This is a genomic window from Pseudomonas sp. R151218B TE3479, from assembly GCF_053629195.1.
In genome coordinates, this window is record NZ_JBRJHV010000001.1 from 963940 (window position 1) to 983632 (window position 19693).

Annotated in this window: 20 protein-coding genes; 1 reads left to right on the forward strand and 19 read right to left on the reverse strand. The window is 58.3% G+C overall.

Annotated elements, in window-relative coordinates:
* Positions 1–97: 97 nt before the first annotated feature.
* The 19 genes from glmU to rpmH all read right to left on the reverse strand — a co-directional run bounded on the left by glmU (position 98) and on the right by rpmH (position 17571).
* A complete protein-coding gene (glmU, locus tag AB7M32_RS04385; protein ID WP_454249194.1) occupies positions 98–1465 on the reverse strand; it encodes a bifunctional UDP-N-acetylglucosamine diphosphorylase/glucosamine-1-phosphate N-acetyltransferase GlmU in 1368 nt (455 codons plus the stop codon).
* 115 nt (positions 1466–1580) lie between these two features.
* The gene (locus tag AB7M32_RS04390) at positions 1581–2006 is read right to left on the reverse strand and encodes a F0F1 ATP synthase subunit epsilon (RefSeq protein WP_072407653.1); all 426 of its coding nucleotides are present in this window, start codon (positions 2004–2006) and stop codon (positions 1581–1583) included.
* 45 nt (positions 2007–2051) lie between these two features.
* Positions 2052–3428, reverse strand: coding sequence for a F0F1 ATP synthase subunit beta (atpD, locus tag AB7M32_RS04395; protein ID WP_003187186.1), 1377 nt, complete (start codon positions 3426–3428; stop codon positions 2052–2054).
* Between the two features lie 27 nt (positions 3429–3455).
* Positions 3456–4316: a F0F1 ATP synthase subunit gamma gene (gene atpG, locus AB7M32_RS04400; protein WP_072343713.1), complete on the reverse strand. Its 861-nt coding sequence runs from the start codon at positions 4314–4316 to the stop codon at positions 3456–3458.
* A gap of 50 nt (positions 4317–4366) precedes the next feature.
* A complete protein-coding gene (atpA, locus tag AB7M32_RS04405) occupies positions 4367–5911 on the reverse strand; it encodes a F0F1 ATP synthase subunit alpha (protein WP_053126819.1) in 1545 nt (514 codons plus the stop codon).
* 21 nt (positions 5912–5932) lie between these two features.
* Positions 5933–6469: a F0F1 ATP synthase subunit delta gene (locus tag AB7M32_RS04410; protein WP_060739913.1), complete on the reverse strand. Its 537-nt coding sequence runs from the start codon at positions 6467–6469 to the stop codon at positions 5933–5935.
* Positions 6470–6481: 12 nt separating this feature from the next.
* Positions 6482–6952 (reverse strand): F0F1 ATP synthase subunit B, encoded by a 471-nt coding sequence (locus tag AB7M32_RS04415; protein ID WP_047230097.1) that lies wholly within the window; start codon positions 6950–6952, stop codon positions 6482–6484.
* Positions 6953–7010: 58 nt separating this feature from the next.
* Complete coding sequence (atpE, locus tag AB7M32_RS04420) at positions 7011–7268, reverse strand: F0F1 ATP synthase subunit C (protein ID WP_003097235.1); 258 nt, start codon at positions 7266–7268, stop codon at positions 7011–7013.
* A 131-nt stretch (positions 7269–7399) separates the two neighbouring features.
* Positions 7400–8269 (reverse strand): F0F1 ATP synthase subunit A, encoded by an 870-nt coding sequence (gene atpB / locus AB7M32_RS04425; RefSeq protein ID WP_039593180.1) that lies wholly within the window; start codon positions 8267–8269, stop codon positions 7400–7402.
* Between the two features lie 16 nt (positions 8270–8285).
* Positions 8286–8693, reverse strand: a complete 408-nt coding sequence (locus AB7M32_RS04430; RefSeq protein ID WP_014340990.1) for a F0F1 ATP synthase subunit I — start codon at positions 8691–8693, stop codon at positions 8286–8288.
* Positions 8694–8841: 148 nt separating this feature from the next.
* Entirely contained in the window at positions 8842–9714 is an 873-nt protein-coding gene (locus AB7M32_RS04435; protein ID WP_060739912.1) for a ParB/RepB/Spo0J family partition protein, read from the reverse strand.
* 9 nt (positions 9715–9723) lie between these two features.
* On the reverse strand, positions 9724–10521 hold the full coding sequence (locus AB7M32_RS04440) for a ParA family protein (RefSeq protein ID WP_003207100.1): 798 nt from the start codon (positions 10519–10521) through the stop codon (positions 9724–9726).
* An 18-nt stretch (positions 10522–10539) separates the two neighbouring features.
* A complete protein-coding gene (gene rsmG / locus AB7M32_RS04445) occupies positions 10540–11175 on the reverse strand; it encodes a 16S rRNA (guanine(527)-N(7))-methyltransferase RsmG (RefSeq protein WP_454252099.1) in 636 nt (211 codons plus the stop codon).
* Positions 11176–11180: 5 nt separating this feature from the next.
* Positions 11181–13079, reverse strand: a complete 1899-nt coding sequence (gene mnmG, locus AB7M32_RS04450; RefSeq protein WP_060739910.1) for a tRNA uridine-5-carboxymethylaminomethyl(34) synthesis enzyme MnmG — start codon at positions 13077–13079, stop codon at positions 11181–11183.
* Positions 13080–13645: 566 nt separating this feature from the next.
* Positions 13646–15016, reverse strand: a complete 1371-nt coding sequence (gene mnmE, locus AB7M32_RS04455) for a tRNA uridine-5-carboxymethylaminomethyl(34) synthesis GTPase MnmE (protein ID WP_454249195.1) — start codon at positions 15014–15016, stop codon at positions 13646–13648.
* 79 nt (positions 15017–15095) lie between these two features.
* Positions 15096–16778 (reverse strand): membrane protein insertase YidC, encoded by a 1683-nt coding sequence (gene yidC / locus AB7M32_RS04460; protein ID WP_454249196.1) that lies wholly within the window; start codon positions 16776–16778, stop codon positions 15096–15098.
* 2 nt (positions 16779–16780) lie between these two features.
* Entirely contained in the window at positions 16781–17026 is a 246-nt protein-coding gene (gene yidD / locus AB7M32_RS04465; protein ID WP_010465488.1) for a membrane protein insertion efficiency factor YidD, read from the reverse strand.
* Positions 17019–17420, reverse strand: coding sequence for a ribonuclease P protein component (gene rnpA / locus AB7M32_RS04470; RefSeq protein WP_003207107.1), 402 nt, complete (start codon positions 17418–17420; stop codon positions 17019–17021). The genes yidD and rnpA overlap by 8 nt, the downstream gene beginning before the upstream one ends.
* A gap of 16 nt (positions 17421–17436) precedes the next feature.
* Positions 17437–17571: a 50S ribosomal protein L34 gene (rpmH, locus tag AB7M32_RS04475; RefSeq protein WP_003213577.1), complete on the reverse strand. Its 135-nt coding sequence runs from the start codon at positions 17569–17571 to the stop codon at positions 17437–17439.
* A 567-nt stretch (positions 17572–18138) separates the two neighbouring features.
* Here rpmH and dnaA point away from each other — a divergent pair.
* The gene (dnaA, locus tag AB7M32_RS04480; protein WP_454249197.1) at positions 18139–19665 is read left to right on the forward strand and encodes a chromosomal replication initiator protein DnaA; all 1527 of its coding nucleotides are present in this window, start codon (positions 18139–18141) and stop codon (positions 19663–19665) included.
* Positions 19666–19693: the final 28 nt, after the last annotated feature.

A 19693-nucleotide genomic window follows, 5' to 3' on the forward strand; every position in this document is an offset into this window, starting at 1 on the left:
GCGAGCTTGCTCGCGAAGGGGCCAGGCCAGGCAATACAGCTTTACCTGATACACCGCTATCGCGAGCAAGCCCGCTCCCACAGGGATTGTGGATAACTTAGGACTTCTTGATTTTTTCCGGCCGCTTCCAGCCGTCGATGTTGCGTTGGCGCGCGCGCGCCACCGCCAATTGGCCGTTATCCACATTCTGGGTCAGGGTCGAACCGGCCGCCGTGGTCGCACCGCTGGAGATATCCACAGGCGCCACCAAGGAGTTGTTAGAGCCAATGAAGACATCGTCCCCCATTACGGTTTTCCACTTGTTGGCGCCATCGTAGTTGCAGGTGATGGTGCCGGCGCCAACGTTGGTGCGGGCGCCAACTTCAGCGTCCCCCAGGTAGGTCAGGTGGCCGGCCTTGGCGTCTTCGCCCAAATGGGCGTTCTTGAGTTCGACGAAGTTACCCACATGGGCACGGGCTTCCAGCACGGAGCCTGGACGCAAGCGCGCAAACGGGCCGGCGTCGCTGCCTTCGCCCATGACCGCGCCATCGAGATGGCTGTTGGCCTTGATCACCACGCCCTTGCGCAGGGTACTGTCCTTGATCACGCAGTTCGGGCCGATGACCACGTCGTCTTCGATGACGACCTTGCCTTCGAGGATGACGTTGATATCGATGACCACGTCGCGACCCACGCTGACTTCACCGCGCACGTCGAAACGGGATGGATCGCGCAGGGTCACGCCTTGGGCCATCAGGCGGCGGGCGGCGCGCAATTGATAGTGGCGCTCCAGCTCGGCCAGTTGCCGGCGATCGTTGGCGCCCTGCACTTCCATGGCGTCCAGCGGCTGCTCGGTGGCGACCACCAGCCCATCGGCAACAGCCATGGCAATCACATCAGTCAGGTAGTACTCGCCCTGGGCATTGTTATTCGACAGACGACTCATCCAATCGCCCAGGCGCTCGGCCGGTACAGCCAGGATCCCGGTGTTGCCCTCGGTGATCGCGCGCTGGGCTTCGTTGGCGTCCTTTTGCTCGACAATCGCCGTCACCTGGCCGTCGGCGTTGCGCACAATGCGGCCGTAACCGGTGGGGTCATCCAGCTCGACGGTCAGCAGGCCCAATTGCTGTGGGGCGACGTGCTTGAGCAGGCGCTGCAAGGTCTCGACTTCGATCAGCGGCACATCGCCGTAGAGAATCAGCACCGTATCGGCCGTGATGAACGGCACGGCCTGGGCCACGGCGTGGCCGGTGCCCAGTTGTTTGTCCTGCAGGACGAAATTCAGGTCATCCGCTGCCAGGCGTTCGCGTACCGCATCGGCACCGTGGCCGATGACCACGTGAATGCGCTGTGGATCAAGTTGCCGCGCGCTGTGGATAACATGACCGAGCATGGAATTGCCGGCGACCGGGTGCAAGACCTTGGGCAACGCCGAACGCATGCGGGTGCCTTGGCCGGCCGCGAGGATAACGATTTCAAGAGACATGACTGGCTACCAATCCTGGGTGGTCAGCGGCTGCGACCAGGTAATGAATAGGGGGAAAAGAAAAAAGGGTAGCCGAGGCTACCCTTTTTAATCAATCGCACAGAAAGCAGACGGCTTAGCCGCCGAACTTCTTGCGGATCTGCTGGACGGTACGCAGCTGGGCTGCGGCCTCGGCCAGACGTGCGGCAGCAGAACCGTAGTCGAAGTCTGCACCTTTTTCGTTCAGAGCCTTCTCGGCAGCCTTGACGGCTTCCTGAGCGGAGGCTTCGTCCAGGTCGGCAGCACGTTGCACGGTGTCGGCAAGGACCTTGACCATGTTCGGCTGAACCTCGAGGAAACCACCGGAGATGTAGAACACCTCCCTTTCCCCGCCCTGCTTGGTCAGAGTAATCGGACCTGGCTTCAAGCTGGTGATCAGCGGTGCGTGACCCAGGGCGATACCAAGATCACCCAGCTCACCGTGCGCAACCACAAACTCGACCAGACCGGAGAAGATTTCCCCTTCCGCACTGACGATATCGCAATGGACTGTCATAGCCATCTGATTGCCTCAACCTAAATTAGCGCCCGTTGCCGGGCGCCGGGATTACAGTTTCTTGGCTTTCTCGATCGCTTCTTCGATGCCGCCGACCATGTAGAACGCTTGTTCTGGCAGGTGGTCGTAGTCACCGTTGAGGATGCCTTTGAAGCCAGCAATGGTGTCTTTCAGGGAAACGTATTTACCCGAGGCACCGGTGAAGACTTCAGCCACGAAGAACGGCTGCGACAAGAAGCGCTGGATCTTACGAGCACGGTTTACCAACTGCTTGTCGGCTTCCGACAGCTCGTCCATACCCAGGATCGCGATGATGTCCTTCAGTTCCTTGTAACGCTGCAGCACGTACTGTACGCCGCGAGCGGTGTCGTAGTGCTCCTGGCCGATCACGTTCGGGTCCAGTTGGCGCGAAGTCGAGTCCAGTGGGTCTACCGCTGGGTAGATACCCAGGGAAGCGATGTCACGGGACAGAACGACGGTGGCGTCCAAGTGGGCGAAGGTGGTCGCTGGCGACGGGTCGGTCAAGTCGTCCGCTGGTACGTATACCGCTTGGATCGAGGTGATCGAGCCTTGCTTGGTGGAAGTGATGCGCTCTTGCAACACGCCCATCTCTTCAGCCAGGGTCGGCTGGTAACCTACTGCCGAAGGCATACGGCCCAGCAGTGCGGATACTTCGGTACCGGCCAGGGTGTAACGGTAGATGTTGTCGACGAACAGCAGAACGTCGTTACCTTCGTCACGGAACTTCTCGGCCATGGTCAGGCCGGTCAGGGCTACGCGCAGACGGTTTCCCGGCGGCTCGTTCATCTGGCCGTAGACCAGTGCCACTTTGTCCAGAACGTTGGAATCCTTCATCTCGTGGTAGAAGTCGTTACCCTCACGAGTACGCTCACCCACACCGGCGAACACGGAATAACCGCTGTGCTCGATGGCGATGTTACGGATCAGTTCCATCATGTTTACGGTCTTGCCTACACCGGCACCACCGAACAGACCGACTTTACCGCCCTTGGCGAACGGGCAAACCAGGTCGATGACCTTGATGCCGGTTTCCAGCAGTTCGTTGCCACCGGCCTGTTCAGCGAAGGTTGGCGCAGGACGGTGAATGCCCCAGCGCTCTTCGGTGTCGATCGGGCCAGCTTCGTCGATCGGGTTGCCCAGTACGTCCATGATCCGGCCCAGGGTCGCTTTACCGACCGGTACGGAGATGGCTGCGCCAGTGTTGTTGACGTCCAGACCGCGCTTCAAGCCCTCGGTGGAGCCCATCGCAATGGTACGAACCACGCCGTCGCCCAGCTGCTGCTGAACTTCCAGGGTGGTTTCGGCGCCTTGAACCTTCAAGGCGTCGTAGATGCTCGGTACGCTGTCGCGTGGGAATTCCACGTCGATAACGGCGCCGATGATTTGAACGATACGTCCGCTACTCATAGCTGGATCCTCTGAATATTTGAACCGTTAAACCGCGGCAGCGCCGCCGACGATTTCCGAGATCTCTTGGGTGATCGCAGCCTGACGCGCCTTGTTGTAGATCAGCTGCAAATCGCTGATCAAATCACCGGCGTTGTCGGTAGCGTTCTTCATCGCGATCATCCGCGCCGCTTGTTCAGCTGCGTTGTTCTCGACCACCGCCTGGTAGACCTGCGACTCCACGTAGCGGACCATCAAGCCGTCAAGCAGCTCCTTGGCATCCGGTTCGTAGAGATAGTCCCAGTGGTGCTTGAGTTCCTGTTCCGGGGTCGCCACCAGTGGAATCAACTGCTCCACGGTCGGCTGTTGCGTCATGGTGTTGATGAACTTGTTGGATACCACGGACAGACGGTCGATCCGGCCTTCCAGGTAAGCATCCAGCATCACCTTGACGCTGCCGATCAGGTCATTGATCGACGGCTCTTCACCCAGGTGGCTGATAGCAGCGACGACGTTACCGCCGAAGTTGCGGAAGAAAGCCGCACCCTTGCTACCGACCACGCACAGATCGATCTCGACGCCTTGTTCGCGGTTTACCGCCATGTCCTTGACCAGGGCCTTGAACAGGTTGGTGTTCAAGCCACCGCACAGACCACGGTCACTGCTCACCACAACGTAACCGACGCGCTTGACGGCGCGTTCGATCATGAACGGGTGGCGGTATTCCGGGTTGGCGTTGGCCAGATGACCAATCACCTGGCGAATGCGCTCCGCATAAGGACGGCTAGCAGCCATGCGCATTTGTGCCTTGCGCATTTTGCTGACCGCCACTTTTTCCATGGCGCTGGTAATCTTTTGCGTGCTTTTGATGCTCGCAATCTTACTGCGAATCTCTTTTGCGCCTGCCATGTAACACCTATCAGGTTAGCAAGCGGGAGCCTTGCGGCTCCCGCTGCGGCTTACCAGGTTTGGGTGGCCTTGAACTTCTCGATACCAGCCTTGAGGCCAGCGTCGATTTCGTCATTGAAGTCACCTTTAACGTTGATCTTGGCCATCAAATCGGCGTGATCGCGGTTGAAGAAAGCGATCAGCGCTTGTTCGAAGCTGCCGATCTTGGCGATTTCAATGTCAGTCAGGAACCCACGCTCAGCGGCATACAGCGACAGCGCCATGTCAGCGATCGACATTGGTGCGTATTGCTTCTGCTTCATCAGCTCGGTAACGCGCTGACCATGCTCAAGTTGCTTACGGGTCGCTTCGTCCAGGTCAGAAGCGAACTGGGCGAATGCCGCCAGTTCACGGTACTGGGCCAGGGCGGTACGGATACCACCGGACAGCTTCTTGATGATCTTGGTCTGAGCGGCACCACCCACACGGGATACCGAAACACCGGCGTTCACAGCAGGACGGATGCCCGAGTTGAACATGGCCGATTCCAGGAAGATCTGACCGTCGGTGATGGAAATCACGTTGGTCGGAACGAACGCGGAAACGTCGCCAGCCTGGGTTTCGATGATCGGCAGAGCGGTCAGGGAACCGGTCTTGCCAGTCACTGCGCCGTTGGTGAACTTCTCTACGTACTCTTCCGAAACGCGGGATGCGCGCTCCAGCAGACGGGAGTGGAGATAGAACACGTCGCCTGGGTAGGCTTCACGGCCTGGTGGACGGCGCAGCAGCAGGGAAATCTGGCGGTAGGCCACTGCTTGCTTGGACAGATCGTCATAAACGATCAGCGCGTCTTCACCGCGGTCGCGGAAGTATTCGCCCATGGTGCAACCGGAGTACGGTGCCAGGAACTGCAGTGCGGCCGATTCGGAAGCACTGGCGGCAACGATGATGGTGTTAGCCAGTGCACCGTTCTCTTCCAGCTTGCGAACCACGTTGGCGATGGTCGATTGCTTCTGACCGATTGCCACGTAGACACAGAAGATGCCGCTGTTTTTCTGGTTGATGATCGCGTCGATCGCCAGAGCGGTCTTACCGATCTGACGGTCGCCGATGATCAGCTCACGCTGGCCACGGCCGACAGGGATCATGGCATCGACAGCCTTGTAGCCAGTCTGTACAGGCTGGTCTACCGACTTACGCCAGATCACGCCTGGAGCAACTTTCTCGACCGCGTCGGTCTCGGTGTTGTTCAGCGGACCTTTGCCGTCAACAGGGTTACCCAGTGCGTCGACAACGCGCCCTAGCAGTTCCTTACCTACCGGAACTTCGAGGATGCGGCCGGTGCACTTGGCGCTCATGCCTTCAGCCAGCGTCGTGTATGCGCCCAGTACCACGGCACCTACAGAGTCTTGCTCCAGGTTGAGGGCCATACCGTAGACGCCGCCCGGAAACTCGATCATCTCGCCGTACATGACGTCGGCCAGACCGTGAATCCGCACGATGCCGTCAGATACGCTGACGACAGTGCCTTCGTTACGGGCTTGGGAGGTCACATCGAGTTTGTCGATGCGGCCCTTGATAATTTCACTTATTTCGGAAGGATTGAGTTGCTGCATTGCTCTGCTGCCCCTTCAAACTCAAGATTTCAATGCTTCGGCAAGTTTCGCGATTTTGCCGCGAATCGAGCCATCGATAACCAGGTCGCCGGCGCGGATGACAACGCCCCCAATCAGGGACTTGTCTTCCTCGACTTGCAGGCGCACTTCCCGGTTGAGTCGTGCACTGAGAACCTTGGCGAGTTTGTCTTGCTGTTCTTGGTTCAATGCGAAAGCACTGGTGACTTCCACGTCTACCGATTTCTCTTGCTCGGCCTTGTACAGGTCGAAAAGAGCGGCGATCTCCGGCAGAAGCGGGAGACGGTCGTTTTCGGCAACGACGTGAATGAAATTCTGTGCCTTGGCATCGAACTTGTCGCCGCACACGTCAATGAACGTGGCGGCCTTTTCTGCGCTCGTCAGTCGCGGGGCCTTGAGCACGCGCTGCATGGTGCCGTCTTGCGACACCGCTGCTGCCAGGCCGAGCATGGCTGACCAATTGGCCAGTTGCTGGTGGGCCTGAGCGTGCTCGAAGGCCGCCTTAGCGTAAGGTCGGGCCAACGTGGTCAGTTCTGCCATGATCGCCCTCGCTTAGATTTCAGCAGCCAGTTTGTTTACCAGCTCTGCGTGCGCGTTTTGATCGATTGTGGCACCCAGGATCTTCGAAGCACCGCCAACGGCCAGAGCACCCACTTGGGCACGCAGCGCGTCTTTGACACTGTTGAGTTCCTGTTCGATCTCGGCTTGAGCCTGAGCCTTCACACGGTCAGCTTCGACGCGAGCCTGTTCACGGGCTTCGTCGACAATCTGGGTACCGCGTTTCTTGGCTTGCTCGATGATTTCAGCTGCCTGAGCTTTCGCTTCGCGCAGTTGCTGACCCACTTTCTCATGGGCCAACTCCAGGTCGCGAGCTGCACGGCTGGCAGCGTCCAGACCATCAGCGATCTTCTTTTGACGTTCGTGCAATGCCGCAATGACCGGAGGCCATACGAACTTCATGCAGAACAGTACAAAAATCAGGAACGCAACGGACTGGCCAATCAGGGTCGCATTAATGTTCACGCCAACACCTCGCAGTTACGTTGTCCATCACACCAATCTACTCGAGACATCCGAGTAATTAGCCAGCGATTTGACCAACGAACGGGTTCGCAAAGGTGAAGAACAGCGCGATACCAACACCGATCATGGTCACGGCGTCGAGCAGACCGGCCACGATGAACATTTTGACTTGCAGCATTGGAACCATTTCTGGCTGACGCGCTGCGCCTTCCAGGAACTTGCCGCCCAACAGGCCGAAACCAATTGCGGTACCCAGTGCGCCCAGGCCGATCAACAGTGCAACAGCGATAGCGGTTAGACCAACTACAGTTTCCATCTTTCCTCCCGACTTTTACGTCGTATGGTTTAGGTTTTTTAGATTAAAGCGGTAAAACAAATCGTTTCTCAGCCCGGTTCGGGCTCCTTCCCGTTTGACCGGGAAGGACATCAGACTAGTCGAGACTGGCCTTAATGGTTTTCTTCGTGCGCCATCGACAGGTAGACGATGGTCAGCATCATGAAGATGAACGCCTGCAGGGTGATGATCAGGATGTGGAACACAGCCCACGCCCACTGCAGAACTACACCCAGGCCGCTGAGCCAGAGCAGGCCGCTGCCGAACATCACAGCGATCAGGATGAACACCAGTTCGCCGGCATACATGTTGCCGAACAGACGCAGTGCCAGAGAAATCGGCTTGGCGATCAGGGTCACGAATTCCAACAGGAAGTTCACCGGAATCAGCAGGGCCTGAACGAGGATGTTCTTGCTGCCGAACGGGTGCAGGGTCAGTTCGCCGATGAAGCCGCCGATGCCCTTGACCTTGATGCTATAGAAAATGATCAGTGCGAAAACCGAGAACGCCATGCCCAGGGTCGCGTTCGGGTCGGTGGTCGACACGGCGCGGAAGGGGATGTGTGCATCGCCGGAGATCAGGATGGCCAGCTGAGGAATCCAGTCGACCGGTACCAGGTCGATGGCGTTCATCAGGAACACCCAGACGAAGATGGTCAGTGCCAGCGGTGCGATCACCGGGCTGCGGCCATGGAAGCTGTCTTTCACGCTGCCATCGACGAATTCGACCAGTACTTCAACGAAGTTCTGCAGTGCGCCTGGCTGTCCGGAGGTCGCCTTCTTCGCCGCCATGCGGAAAAGAAGAACGAAGATCAGGCCCAGTGCGACCGACCAGCCGAGGGTATCGACGTGGAAAGCCCAGAAGCCCATTTCCTTGGCTTCTGCTGCGGTGTGGGCGAAGCCCCAGCCGCCGTTGGGTAGCTGACCGAAGGTCAGGTTCTGCAAGTGGTGCTGGATATAGCCCGAAGCGGTTGTCTCTGCCATGGTTGCCTCAAACGCCCTAAGGTCTCGAAAGTCTTGTTCTCATTAGCAGGGGAGCGAACCAGCTAACCAGTTGGGTCAGCACGAAGACGCTGAATACAGCCAGCGGCGCCAGTGGCTTCACACCTGCGAACGTCAATGCAAACAGCACTGCCGTCAAAATCAGTTTCCCCGCCTCGCCGGCATAAAAAGACCGGACGATAGCCTGGGCTGCTCGGGCGCCGGAAAACCGAAAGGCCCTATGAGCAAAGTAAATATTGGGAAGCAAGGCTATCAGGCCTCCGCAAAGCCCTGAGTATCCGGCGACGACTCCTTTCCATTGCCAGAGCGCCAATGTGGCGATCAGTACGACGGTGAATTGAGCCATCAAAACCGGGAAAACTGCCAGACGATGGAACGGCAAGCGGTTTGGCGTGCGGGTTTCCATCGCTTTTGCTCTCCAATAGTCGGCCGCCATAATTCAATAACTTGGCATAATTTGTGCCGACAAAATGCGCGCAGAGTATAGGGGCGGTTCTGCCCCTATTCAACTGCCAGGTAGTGATTTCCGACTGCGCGCTACAAGAGCAATTGTTTCAGCGAATGTGTGCAAGGACACCCTGCAGCTCATCGAGGGAGTTATAACCGATCACCAATTGGCCCTTGCCCTTCTTCCCGTGGCGAATCTGCACCGCAGAGCCCAGGCGCTCGGCCAGGCGTTGTTCGAGGCGGGCGATATCCGGATCGATCTTGGGTGCCTCGACAGGTGCCGGTTTGCCACTGAGCCACTGGCGAACCAATGCCTCGGTTTGGCGCACGGTGAGGCCGCGTGCGACAACATGTCGCGCCCCTTCAACCTGTTGATTTTCCGGCAAACCGAGCAATGCTCGGGCATGGCCCATTTCCAGGTCGCCATGGGACAGCATGGTCTTGATGACTTCCGGCAACGCGATCAGGCGCAGCAGGTTGGCCACGGTCACGCGGGACTTGCCCACCGCCTCGGCAACCTGTTGCTGGGTCAGCTGGAACTCCTGCTGCAGACGTTGCAGGGCTACGGCTTCTTCAATCGGGTTGAGGTCTTCGCGCTGGATGTTCTCGATCAGCGCCATGGCGATGGCGGTTTCATCCGGCACATCGCGGACCATCGCCGGGATGGTTTCCTGGCCGGCCTGCTGGCTGGCGCGCCAGCGACGTTCGCCGGCGATGATCTCGAAGCGTCCATTGGCGATCGGCCGGACCACGATCGGCTGCATCACGCCCTGGCTCTTGATCGATTGGGCCAGTTCTTCCAGCGCCTGCGGGTCCATGTCCCGGCGCGGCTGGTATTTGCCGCGCTGGATCAGGTCCAGGGGCAAGTGCTGCAGCTCGCGCTGGTCGGCCTGTACGGCCTGTTCTTCCAGCGAGCTGACAGTCGGACCGCTGAGCAGTGCATCCAGTCCACGTCCGAGACCTCGTTTCTTGACGGCCATGGGGTTTCCTTAAGTTGGCTGGGCTGCAGCGGTGCGTGGGTTGCGGCGCTGACGACGAACCATCTCGCCCGCCAGGGCCAGGTAAGCCAGCGCACCACGGGATTGTTTGTCGTAGGCCAGGGCCGGCATGCCGTAGCTCGGCGCCTCGGCCAGACGGATGTTACGGGGGATGACGGTGTCGTAGAGCTGCTCGCCGAAGTGTTCCTTGAGCTGGGCCGAGACATCGTTCATCAGGCTCAGGCGCGGGTCGTACATGGTCCGCAACAGGCCTTCGACCTTCAGGTCCGGGTTCAACAGTTCGGCGATGCGCTTGATGTTATCCACAAGGTCGCTCAACCCTTCCAGTGCGAAGTACTCGCACTGCATGGGGATAATGACCCCATCGGCGGCCACCAGGGCGTTGAGGGTCAGCATCGACAGCGACGGCGGGCAGTCGATCAGGATGTAATCGTAGTTTTCCCGGATCGGCGCCAAGGCGCTGCGCAGGCGGCTTTCCTTCATCTGCATTTCCAGCAGCACCACTTCGGCCGCCGTCAGGTCACGGTTGGCCGGCAGCAGTTGATAACCGCCATGTTCGGAGAAGTGCATGGCCTGGCCCAGATCGCATTCGCCGATCAGGACGTCGTAGATGGAGTTTTCCAGGCCATGTTTATCCACACCGCTGCCCATGGTGGCGTTGCCCTGTGGATCGAGATCGATCAACAGCACCCGGCGCTTGGTCGCGACCAGGGATGCTGCGAGGTTGATGCAGGTGGTGGTCTTGCCCACACCACCTTTCTGGTTCGCTATCGCGAATACCTTAGCCATTCTTGCTTGTGTTCCCAATCATGCCGTGCGGCGCAGTATCAGCAGATGGCGTTGGCCTTGGCAACCGGGTACGGCCAAGGCGTGTTCGCTATCGAGGTGGAAGTCTGCCGGCAATGCTACCAGCTCATCGGCCGGATGAACGCCCTTCATTGCCAGCCAGCGCGTATCGGCGTCGCCCAGGTGGCGAGTCCAGTTGCTGAAGTTCTCCATGCTGCTGAACGCCCGGGAGATGATCCCGTTGAACGGCTCGGCAGGCTGGAACGCTTCGACGCGGCTGTGGATAACTTGCAGGTTATCCAGTTTGAGTTCGAGTTTGACCTGGGTCAGGAAGCGGGTTTTCTTGCCGTTGCTGTCCAGGCAAGTCACTTGCGAGTCGGGAAACAGGATCGCCAGGGGGATGCCCGGCATACCGCCGCCACTGCCGACGTCCAGCCAACGACCGTTTTCGATGAAGGACATCACGCTGAGGCTGTCGAGCAAATGCCGCGAGACCATTTCATCCGGATCGCGCACGGCGGTCAGGTTGTAGGCCTTGTTCCATTTGATCAACAGCGCCAGATAACCCAGCAACTGCGTGTGCTGGGCTTCGGTCAGGCTGACGCCGAGTTCACGGGCACCTGTGGATAACTCTTCAGCGTGTTGCGAGGTGACCATCGAACTCAAGCGCTTTGCTCCAACTGGCGGCCCGCGCCGCGTTTTTTCAAATGAATCATCAACAGGGAAATCGCCGCCGGCGTGACGCCGGGAATGCGCGAGGCCTGGCCCAGGGTCTCCGGACGGGTCGCACCGAGCTTGCTCTGGATTTCTTTCGACAACCCGGAAATGCCGGTGTAATCGATATCCACAGGCAGCTTGGTGTCTTCGCTGGCGCGCAGGCGGGCGATTTCATCCTGCTGGCGGTCAATGTAACCGGCGTACTTGGTCTTGATCTCGACCTGCTCGGCCACCTGAGGATCTTCCGCGCCCTGGCCGGTTACTTCCACCAGCCCCGCGTAATCGATTTCCGGACGGCTCAAGAGGTTGAGCAGGTTGTATTCGTGGGTCAGCGGCGTACCGAATTTCGCCGCGATGGCATCGCCCTGCTCGGTACCGGGACGAACCCAGGTGCTTTTCAGGCGTTGCTCTTCCAGCTCGATACGCTCGCGTTTCGTACAGAAAGCGGCCCACCGCACGTCATCCACCAGACCCAACTCGCGACCTTTTTCGGTCAGGCGCAGGTCGGCGTTGTCTTCACGCAGGATCAGGCGATATTCGGCGCGGGACGTGAACATCCGATACGGTTCCTGGGTACCCAGGGTAATCAGGTCGTCCACCAGCACACCGATGTAGGCCTCATCGCGGCGCGGGCACCAGCTGTCTTTGCCCTGGGCCCGCAGTGCCGCGTTGGCACCGGCCAACAACCCTTGGGCGCCGGCCTCTTCGTAACCGGTGGTGCCGTTGATCTGCCCGGCGAAGAACAGGCCGCCAATGACTTTGGTTTCCAGGCTGTACTTCAGGTCACGCGGATCGAAATAGTCGTATTCGATGGCGTAGCCGGGGCGAACGATATGGGCGTTTTCCATGCCGCGAATCGATTGCACGATCTGCAGTTGCACATCGAACGGCAGGGAGGTGGAAATTCCGTTCGGGTACAGCTCATGTGTGGTCAGGCCTTCCGGCTCGATGAAGACCTGGTGGCTTTCCTTGTCGGCAAAGCGATGGATCTTGTCTTCGATCGACGGGCAATAACGCGGGCCGATGCCTTCGATTTCACCGGCAGCGGAATACATCGGCGAACGATCGAGGTTCGCCGCAATGATTTCATGGGTACGGGCATTGGTGTGGGTGATCCAGCAACTGACTTGCCGTGGATGCTGTTCCTTGTTGCCCATGAATGACATCACCGGGATCGGCGTATCGCCAGGCTGCTCGGTCATCACCGAGAAATCCACAGAACGCCCGTCGATACGCGGTGGCGTACCGGTTTTCAAGCGCCCGACACGCAATGGCAGCTCACGCAAACGGTGAGCCAGAGCAATCGACGGCGGATCACCAGCGCGACCGCCGGAAAAGTTCTGCAAGCCTATGTGGATAAGTCCACCGAGGAAGGTCCCGGTGGTCAACACCACGGAATCGGCGAAGAAACGCAGGCCCATCTGCGTCACGACACCACGTACCTGGTCCTGCTCGACAATCAGGTCATCCGCTGCTTGCTGAAATATCCACAGGTTCGGCTGGTTTTCCAGGATTTCGCGGACAGCGGCCTTGTACAGGATGCGGTCGGCCTGGGCGCGAGTGGCACGCACGGCTGGGCCTTTGCGGCTGTTCAATACGCGAAACTGGATACCACCCTTATCGGTGGCCATGGCCATCGCGCCCCCAAGGGCATCGATCTCCTTGACCAGGTGGCTTTTGCCAATGCCACCAATGGCAGGGTTGCAACTCATGGCGCCGAGGGTTTCCACGTTATGCGTCAGCAACAGGGTTTTTGCCCCCATGCGCGCTGATGCAAGTGCTGCCTCGGTACCGGCATGACCGCCGCCGATGACGATCACTTCAAAACGGGAAGGGAAATCCACCACGCACCTCGTGCCTGCTTTATTCAGGTAATTCGGAAATAGGTTTTGAGTCTGGCCCTGGGCGTTTTTCGAGCCAGGTCGGCAAGTATAGGGACTTCGCCCTTTCTAAAGAACCCTTTGCACAAAATTTAACCAGCTGTGGAGAACTCGCGGTTAAAAAAATAAAAAAGAAAGAAATTTATAAAATCTTTGTTTTTATGTTTATTCTTACTGCCCCACCTATCTGTGGATAACGTTCTGTATGCCTTTATTTACGCTGTGTACAGAGATTCAAAACCCTGTGGTCATGTGGCATTGAGGGGCTTGGATAACCGGTGTAAGCCTGTGGATGAAAGAGGTTGTTATCCACAGAGGCGGTTATCTTCAGTTTTGAAGGCCGCTTATCAACCGACCTCAATGGCAGTTATTCACAGGGCTTAATCCACAGAAACAGCCGCCAAGGGGTCGTAGCAGCGTCCACAGGCAAGCCGCCTTCAGGGGCAATCGGTTCAAAAAAAGAGAGGAGGAACCGGGTTTGCGTTGCGCTCGTCAAATTGTCGAGGACAAACCCGGTTGAAAAGAAGGGGCTATTTACCGATGCAAAAGCTGGAAAAGATCCGCCCCAGCAAGTCATCGGAGCTGAAGGCGCCGGTAATTTCCCCAAGGGACTGTTGCGCCTGGCGCAGGTCTTCGGCCAACAACTCACCAGCCCCCGCCAAGGTCAGCTGCGCGCGACCGTGTTCCAGGGCGGCACTGGCATGGCGCAACGCTTCAAGGTGCCGCCGGCGAGCGCTGAAGCTACTTTCCGAGGTCTGTTCGTAGCCCATGCAGGCCTTGAGGTGCTCGCGTAGCAGCTCCAGGCCTTCACCCGCCGACTTCGCGCTCAGGCTGATGGTCACGTGGCCGTCAGCGCTGACTTCCAGGGCAATCGATTCCCCAGTCAGGTCGGCCTTGTTGCGAATCAGGGTGACTTTCGCGGGATCCGGGCGAACCTCGAGGAACTCAGGCCATAAGGCAAAGGGATCGTCTGCTTCCGGTGCGGTGGCATCCACCACCAGCAATATTCGGTCGGCTTCACCGATGGCCTTGAGTGCGCGTTCGACGCCGATTTTTTCCACCTGGTCCTCGGTGTCGCGCAAACCGGCCGTATCCACCACGTGCAGCGGCATGCCGTCGATGTGGATATGTTCGCGGAGGATGTCCCGGGTGGTGCCGGCGATCTCAGTGACGATCGCCGCCTCGCGGCCGGCCAGGGCATTCAACAGGCTGGATTTGCCGGCATTCGGTCGTCCAGCGATCACCACGGTCATTCCATCGCGCAGCAAGGCACCCTGTCCGGCTTCGCGCAGTACTGTGGATAACTCACCGCGCACTTTATCGAGCATGCTCAGCACGTGGCCATCGGCAAGGAAATCGATTTCCTCTTCCGGGAAGTCGATCGCCGCCTCGACGTAAATCCGCAGCCCAATCAATTGTTCGGTGAGGTTATGCACACGCTGGGAAAACGCTCCTTGCAAGGAACGCAATGCGTTGCGGGCGGCCTGGGCAGAGCTGGCTTCGATCAAATCGGCAATCGCCTCGGCCTGGGCCAGGTCGAGCTTGTCGTTGAGGAATGCGCGTTCGCTGAATTCCCCCGGCCGGGCCAGGCGGCAGCCCAGTTCAAGGCAGCGCTTGAGCAGCATGTCCAACACGATCGGACCACCGTGGCCTTGCAGTTCCAGCACATCTTCGCCGGTGAACGAATTTGGCCCCGGGAAATACAAGGCCAGCCCTTCGTCGAGCACCTGCTGGTCATCACTGAAAAACGGGCCGTAATGCGCGAACCGCGGCTTGAGTTCACGACCGCTGATTGCCTTGGCCGCAGCACTGGCCAAGGGCCCCGAAATACGGACGATGCCGACACCGCCGCGACCTTGGGCGGTGGCAACGGCGGCGATGGTTTCACGCGGTGCGCTCATAAACCGGTATCCAGACAAAAGTGGCAGATAGCAAAACGCCCCACTAGGGGGCGTTTTGTGTGGTTATCCACAGAGCAAGTTACGCCTCGGCTTTTTTCGTCGCCGCTTCGATCTTACGCGTGATGTACCACTGCTGAGTGATGGACAACACGTTGTTCACAACCCAGTACAGCACAAGACCCGCCGGGAACCACAGGAAGAAGAAGGTGAAGATGATTGGCATCATTTTCATGACCTTCGCCTGCATCGGATCCGGAGGCGTTGGGTTCAGTTGCTGCTGGATGAACATGGTCGCGCCCATGATGATCGGCAGGATGAAGAACGGATCCTTGATCGACAGGTCGGTAATCCACAGCATGAACGGTGCCTGACGCATCTCCACGCTTTCCAGCAGAACCCAGTAGAGCGCGAGGAACACAGGCATCTGCACAAGAATCGGCAAGCACCCACCCAGCGGGTTGATCTTCTCTTTCTTGTACAGCTCCATCATGGCCTGGGACATTTTCTGCCGGTCATCGCCATGCTGTTCTTTCAGGGCGGCCAGTTTCGGCGCCACTGCACGCATGCGTGCCATGGATTTGTAGCTGGCGGCCGACAATGGGAAGAAGATCCCCTTGATCAGCATGGTCAGGAAAATGATCGACCAGCCCCAGTTACCGACGATGCTGTGGATATGTTGCAGCAGCCAGAAGATCGGCTGGGCAATGAACCACAGGAAACCGTAGTCCACGGTCAGTTCCAGGCCTGGGGACAATTCTTTCAGCACCGCCTGGCTTTTTGGACCGGCATACAGAATGGCGCTGGTTTCGGCTTTCGCACCTGGCGCGGCAGTCAATGTCGGGCCGGTGTAGCCGATGATGAAATTGCCCTTGCTGTCTTTACGCGTCTGGACAACGTTGCTGTCGCCCTTCTGCGGGATCCATGCTGTTACAAAATAATGCTGCAGCCAGGCAACCCAACCACCTTGGACGGTTTCCTTGATCTGGCCCTTGTCCATGTCCTTCATGGACACTTTCTTGTACGGCTCCGAACTTGTCCACAGGGCGGCGCCCAGGTAAGTCGCGGTGCCGGTGGCCGTGCTGGAAGACGGATCGTCGCTGGCGTCACGCTTGAGTTGCGCGAACATCGCACCGGACCAAGGCTGGGCGCTCTGGTTGTCGATCAGGTAAGAGACGGTGACGTCATACAGGCCACGTTTCAGGGTGAAACGCTTGATGTAGTTGACGCCGTCCTTGCTGAACTTCAGGTCCACGACCAGTTGGTTCTGACCGTCAGCCAGTTGATAAGTCTTCTTCTCGGCAGAGTAGACCGGGCGACCGGCCGGGCTCGAATCCGGGCCGTTGCTACCAATCAGGCCACTTTGAGCCAGGTAGGTGCGCTCGTTACCGTTGTCGAACAACTGGAACGGGATTTCCGGATGATCCTGGCGACGCGGGTACAGCGGCAGCTTCAGCTGGGCGACGTCACCACCTTGTGGATCGATTGCCAGCTCGAGCACGTCCGTCTTGATCTGGATGAGATCTTTGCTCGCGGCCACAGGGGCTTCGGCAGGAGCGCTGGTATCGCTTGCCGCGCGTGGGATGTCGTCATTGCTGGCAGCGTTGTTGCCAACGGGAGCATCCGGCAGGCTCGGTGCGGTATTGCTGGCTGCAACATTCTGAGTCGGCAGGGCAGCCTGGCCATAGTCCTGGTTCCATTTAAGGACCATGACGTAGGACACGATTGCCAGGGCGACGATCAGGATCGTGCGTTTGATATCCATGATTACTCGGCCATCGAAGAAGAACGGGAGGTAGGGATAGGCGGAACCGGGTCATAACCGCCGGGATTCCACGGATGACAGCGACCTAAACGACGAAAGGTCAGCCAGCCACCGCGCAGGAGGCCATGATTTTCTATGGCTTCGTACGCGTAGCAGGAACAACTGGGGTAGAAACGACAGTGACTGGCCATCAAAGGACTAATGGCATAGCGATAAAACTGGATCGGAACGAGTGCCAGTTTACGCATCGGGACTGTCTACCCCTACAGTTTCGGTGTTGACCGCTGGTACTGGCTTGTTGCGTGCCAGACGTTTCCAGAGCTTGCCGAAATGCTGAATCAATTCGGGGTTTTCTACGTCACCCAAACCTTTGCGCGCGACGATAACGATGTCCCATCCAACCAGTGAATCCTGGTTCAGGCGAAACGATTCGCGCATCAGACGTTTGAGGCGATTGCGCTGAACGGAGAGCTTGACGCTCTTTTTCCCGATAACCAGCCCTAGTCGGGGGTGATCGAGATCGTTACTGCGCGCAAGGAGCAGGAGATTTTTCCCCGGAACCTTGCCGGTAGGGGAGTCAAAGACTGCCTTGAAATGCCGGGGTGTAAGCAGACGCTTTTCCCGACTGAAGTCCTGACTCACCTCCAGTGCCGGATTATCAAACTGCCAGACGCGCACGACCTTTGGCGCGACGACGCGACAGGACGGCACGACCGTTCTTGGTAGCCATGCGAGCACGGAAACCGTGGGTACGAGCGCGTTTGATAGTGCTTGGTTGGAAAGTACGTTTCATGTCGTGTTACCTGGTTCGTCCACAACGGGCCGGAATGGCCCCCGTTTTAAGAGACCGGGGATTCTAGAGAAAGCAAGCCTCTAGGTCAATTTCCAACCAGCGTTTCCTTTAAATAGATATCCAGCCGCGTTCGGCGGATTCATCACACTGCGCTAGATATAGAAATAAAGAAGGGAATTATTTAAAGCTTTTCTGTAAAGCTTATAAAAGCAAGGCCGCCACCTATCTGTGGATAACCATGCCAAGGCCTTGTAATTCGCTATGTACAGAGAATGACAACTACAGGGGAAAGCAGTGGCCAGCCTGTGCTGCGCTGTCGGATAAGCTGTGGGTGGAATGGCAGGTTATCCACAGGGCGGTTATCCACCGAGTTTCGACCCCACTTGTGCAACGACCTCAGGGGCGGTTATCCACAGAGCTTATCCACCGACCGTCGGTCGCCTTTCTCTCGGTTAACGCCTTGATAAATCATGGGCAATGAGCAACCTGCGTGTGGATAAGTGCACGTCTGCTCGCTACAATGGCCGCTTGTTTTTGCCTCACCGGCTTTCAACTTAGGGGATATCCGTGTCAGTGGAACTTTGGCAGCAGTGCGTGGAGCTTTTGCGCGATGAGCTGCCTGCCCAACAATTCAACACTTGGATCCGTCCACTACAGGTCGAAGCCGAAGGCGACGAGTTGCGTGTCTATGCACCGAACCGTTTCGTTCTCGACTGGGTCAACGAAAAGTACCTGGGCCGGGTCATGGAACTGCTCGACGAGCATGGCAATGGCATGGCGCCTGCGTTGTCCTTATTAATAGGCAGCAAACGCAGTTCGGCACCCCGTGCCGCGCCCAATGCACCGCTGGCCGCCGCAGCGTCACAGGCCCAGCAGGCTGCCCCTGCCCCTGTGAACAACCATGCCGCCCCGGCACCCGCGCCTACCCCGAGCAAACGCAACACGCAAAAAGTCGCCGAAGTCAGCGAAGAGCCTTCCCGGGACAGCTTCGACCCCATGGCCGGTGCCAGCTCCCAGCAGGCTCCGGTGCGGGCCGAACAGCGCACCGTCCAGGTCGAAGGCGCGCTCAAGCACACCAGCTACCTGAACCGGACCTTTACCTTCGAGAATTTCGTCGAAGGCAAATCCAACCAGCTGGCCCGCGCGGCAGCCTGGCAGGTCGCGGACAACCCCAAGCACGGTTACAACCCGCTCTTCCTTTATGGCGGTGTCGGCTTGGGTAAGACCCACTTGATGCACGCGGTGGGCAACCATCTATTAAAGAAGAACCCGAATGCCAAGGTCGTGTACCTGCATTCCGAGCGTTTCGTGGCCGACATGGTCAAGGCGCTGCAACTGAACGCCATCAACGAGTTCAAGCGCTTCTACCGTTCGGTGGACGCCTTGCTGATCGACGACATTCAGTTCTTCGCCCGCAAGGAACGCTCCCAGGAAGAATTTTTCCACACCTTCAACGCATTGCTTGAAGGCGGGCAGCAGGTCATTCTCACCAGTGACCGCTACCCGAAAGAGATCGAAGGCCTCGAGGAACGCCTCAAGTCGCGTTTCGGCTGGGGTCTGACGGTGGCCGTCGAGCCGCCGGAGCTGGAGACCCGGGTCGCGATCCTGATGAAGAAGGCCGACCAGGCCAAGGTCGAACTGCCTCATGACGCGGCGTTCTTCATCGCTCAGCGTATCCGCTCGAACGTGCGTGAGCTCGAAGGTGCCCTCAAGCGGGTGATCGCTCATTCGCACTTCATGGGCCGCGATATCACCATCGAATTGATCCGCGAATCCTTGAAGGACCTGCTGGCGCTCCAAGACAAATTGGTTTCTGTGGATAACATTCAGCGAACGGTTGCTGAATACTACAAAATCAAGATCTCCGACCTGCTGTCCAAACGCCGTTCGCGTTCGGTGGCACGTCCGCGTCAGGTGGCCATGGCCCTGTCCAAGGAGCTGACCAACCACAGCCTGCCGGAAATCGGCGATGTGTTTGGCGGGCGCGACCACACCACCGTGCTGCACGCGTGCCGCAAGATCAACGAACTTAAGGAATCCGACGCGGACATCCGCGAGGACTACAAGAACCTGCTGCGTACACTGACCACTTGATGACCACCAGCGCAGCTTATTAAGGCAA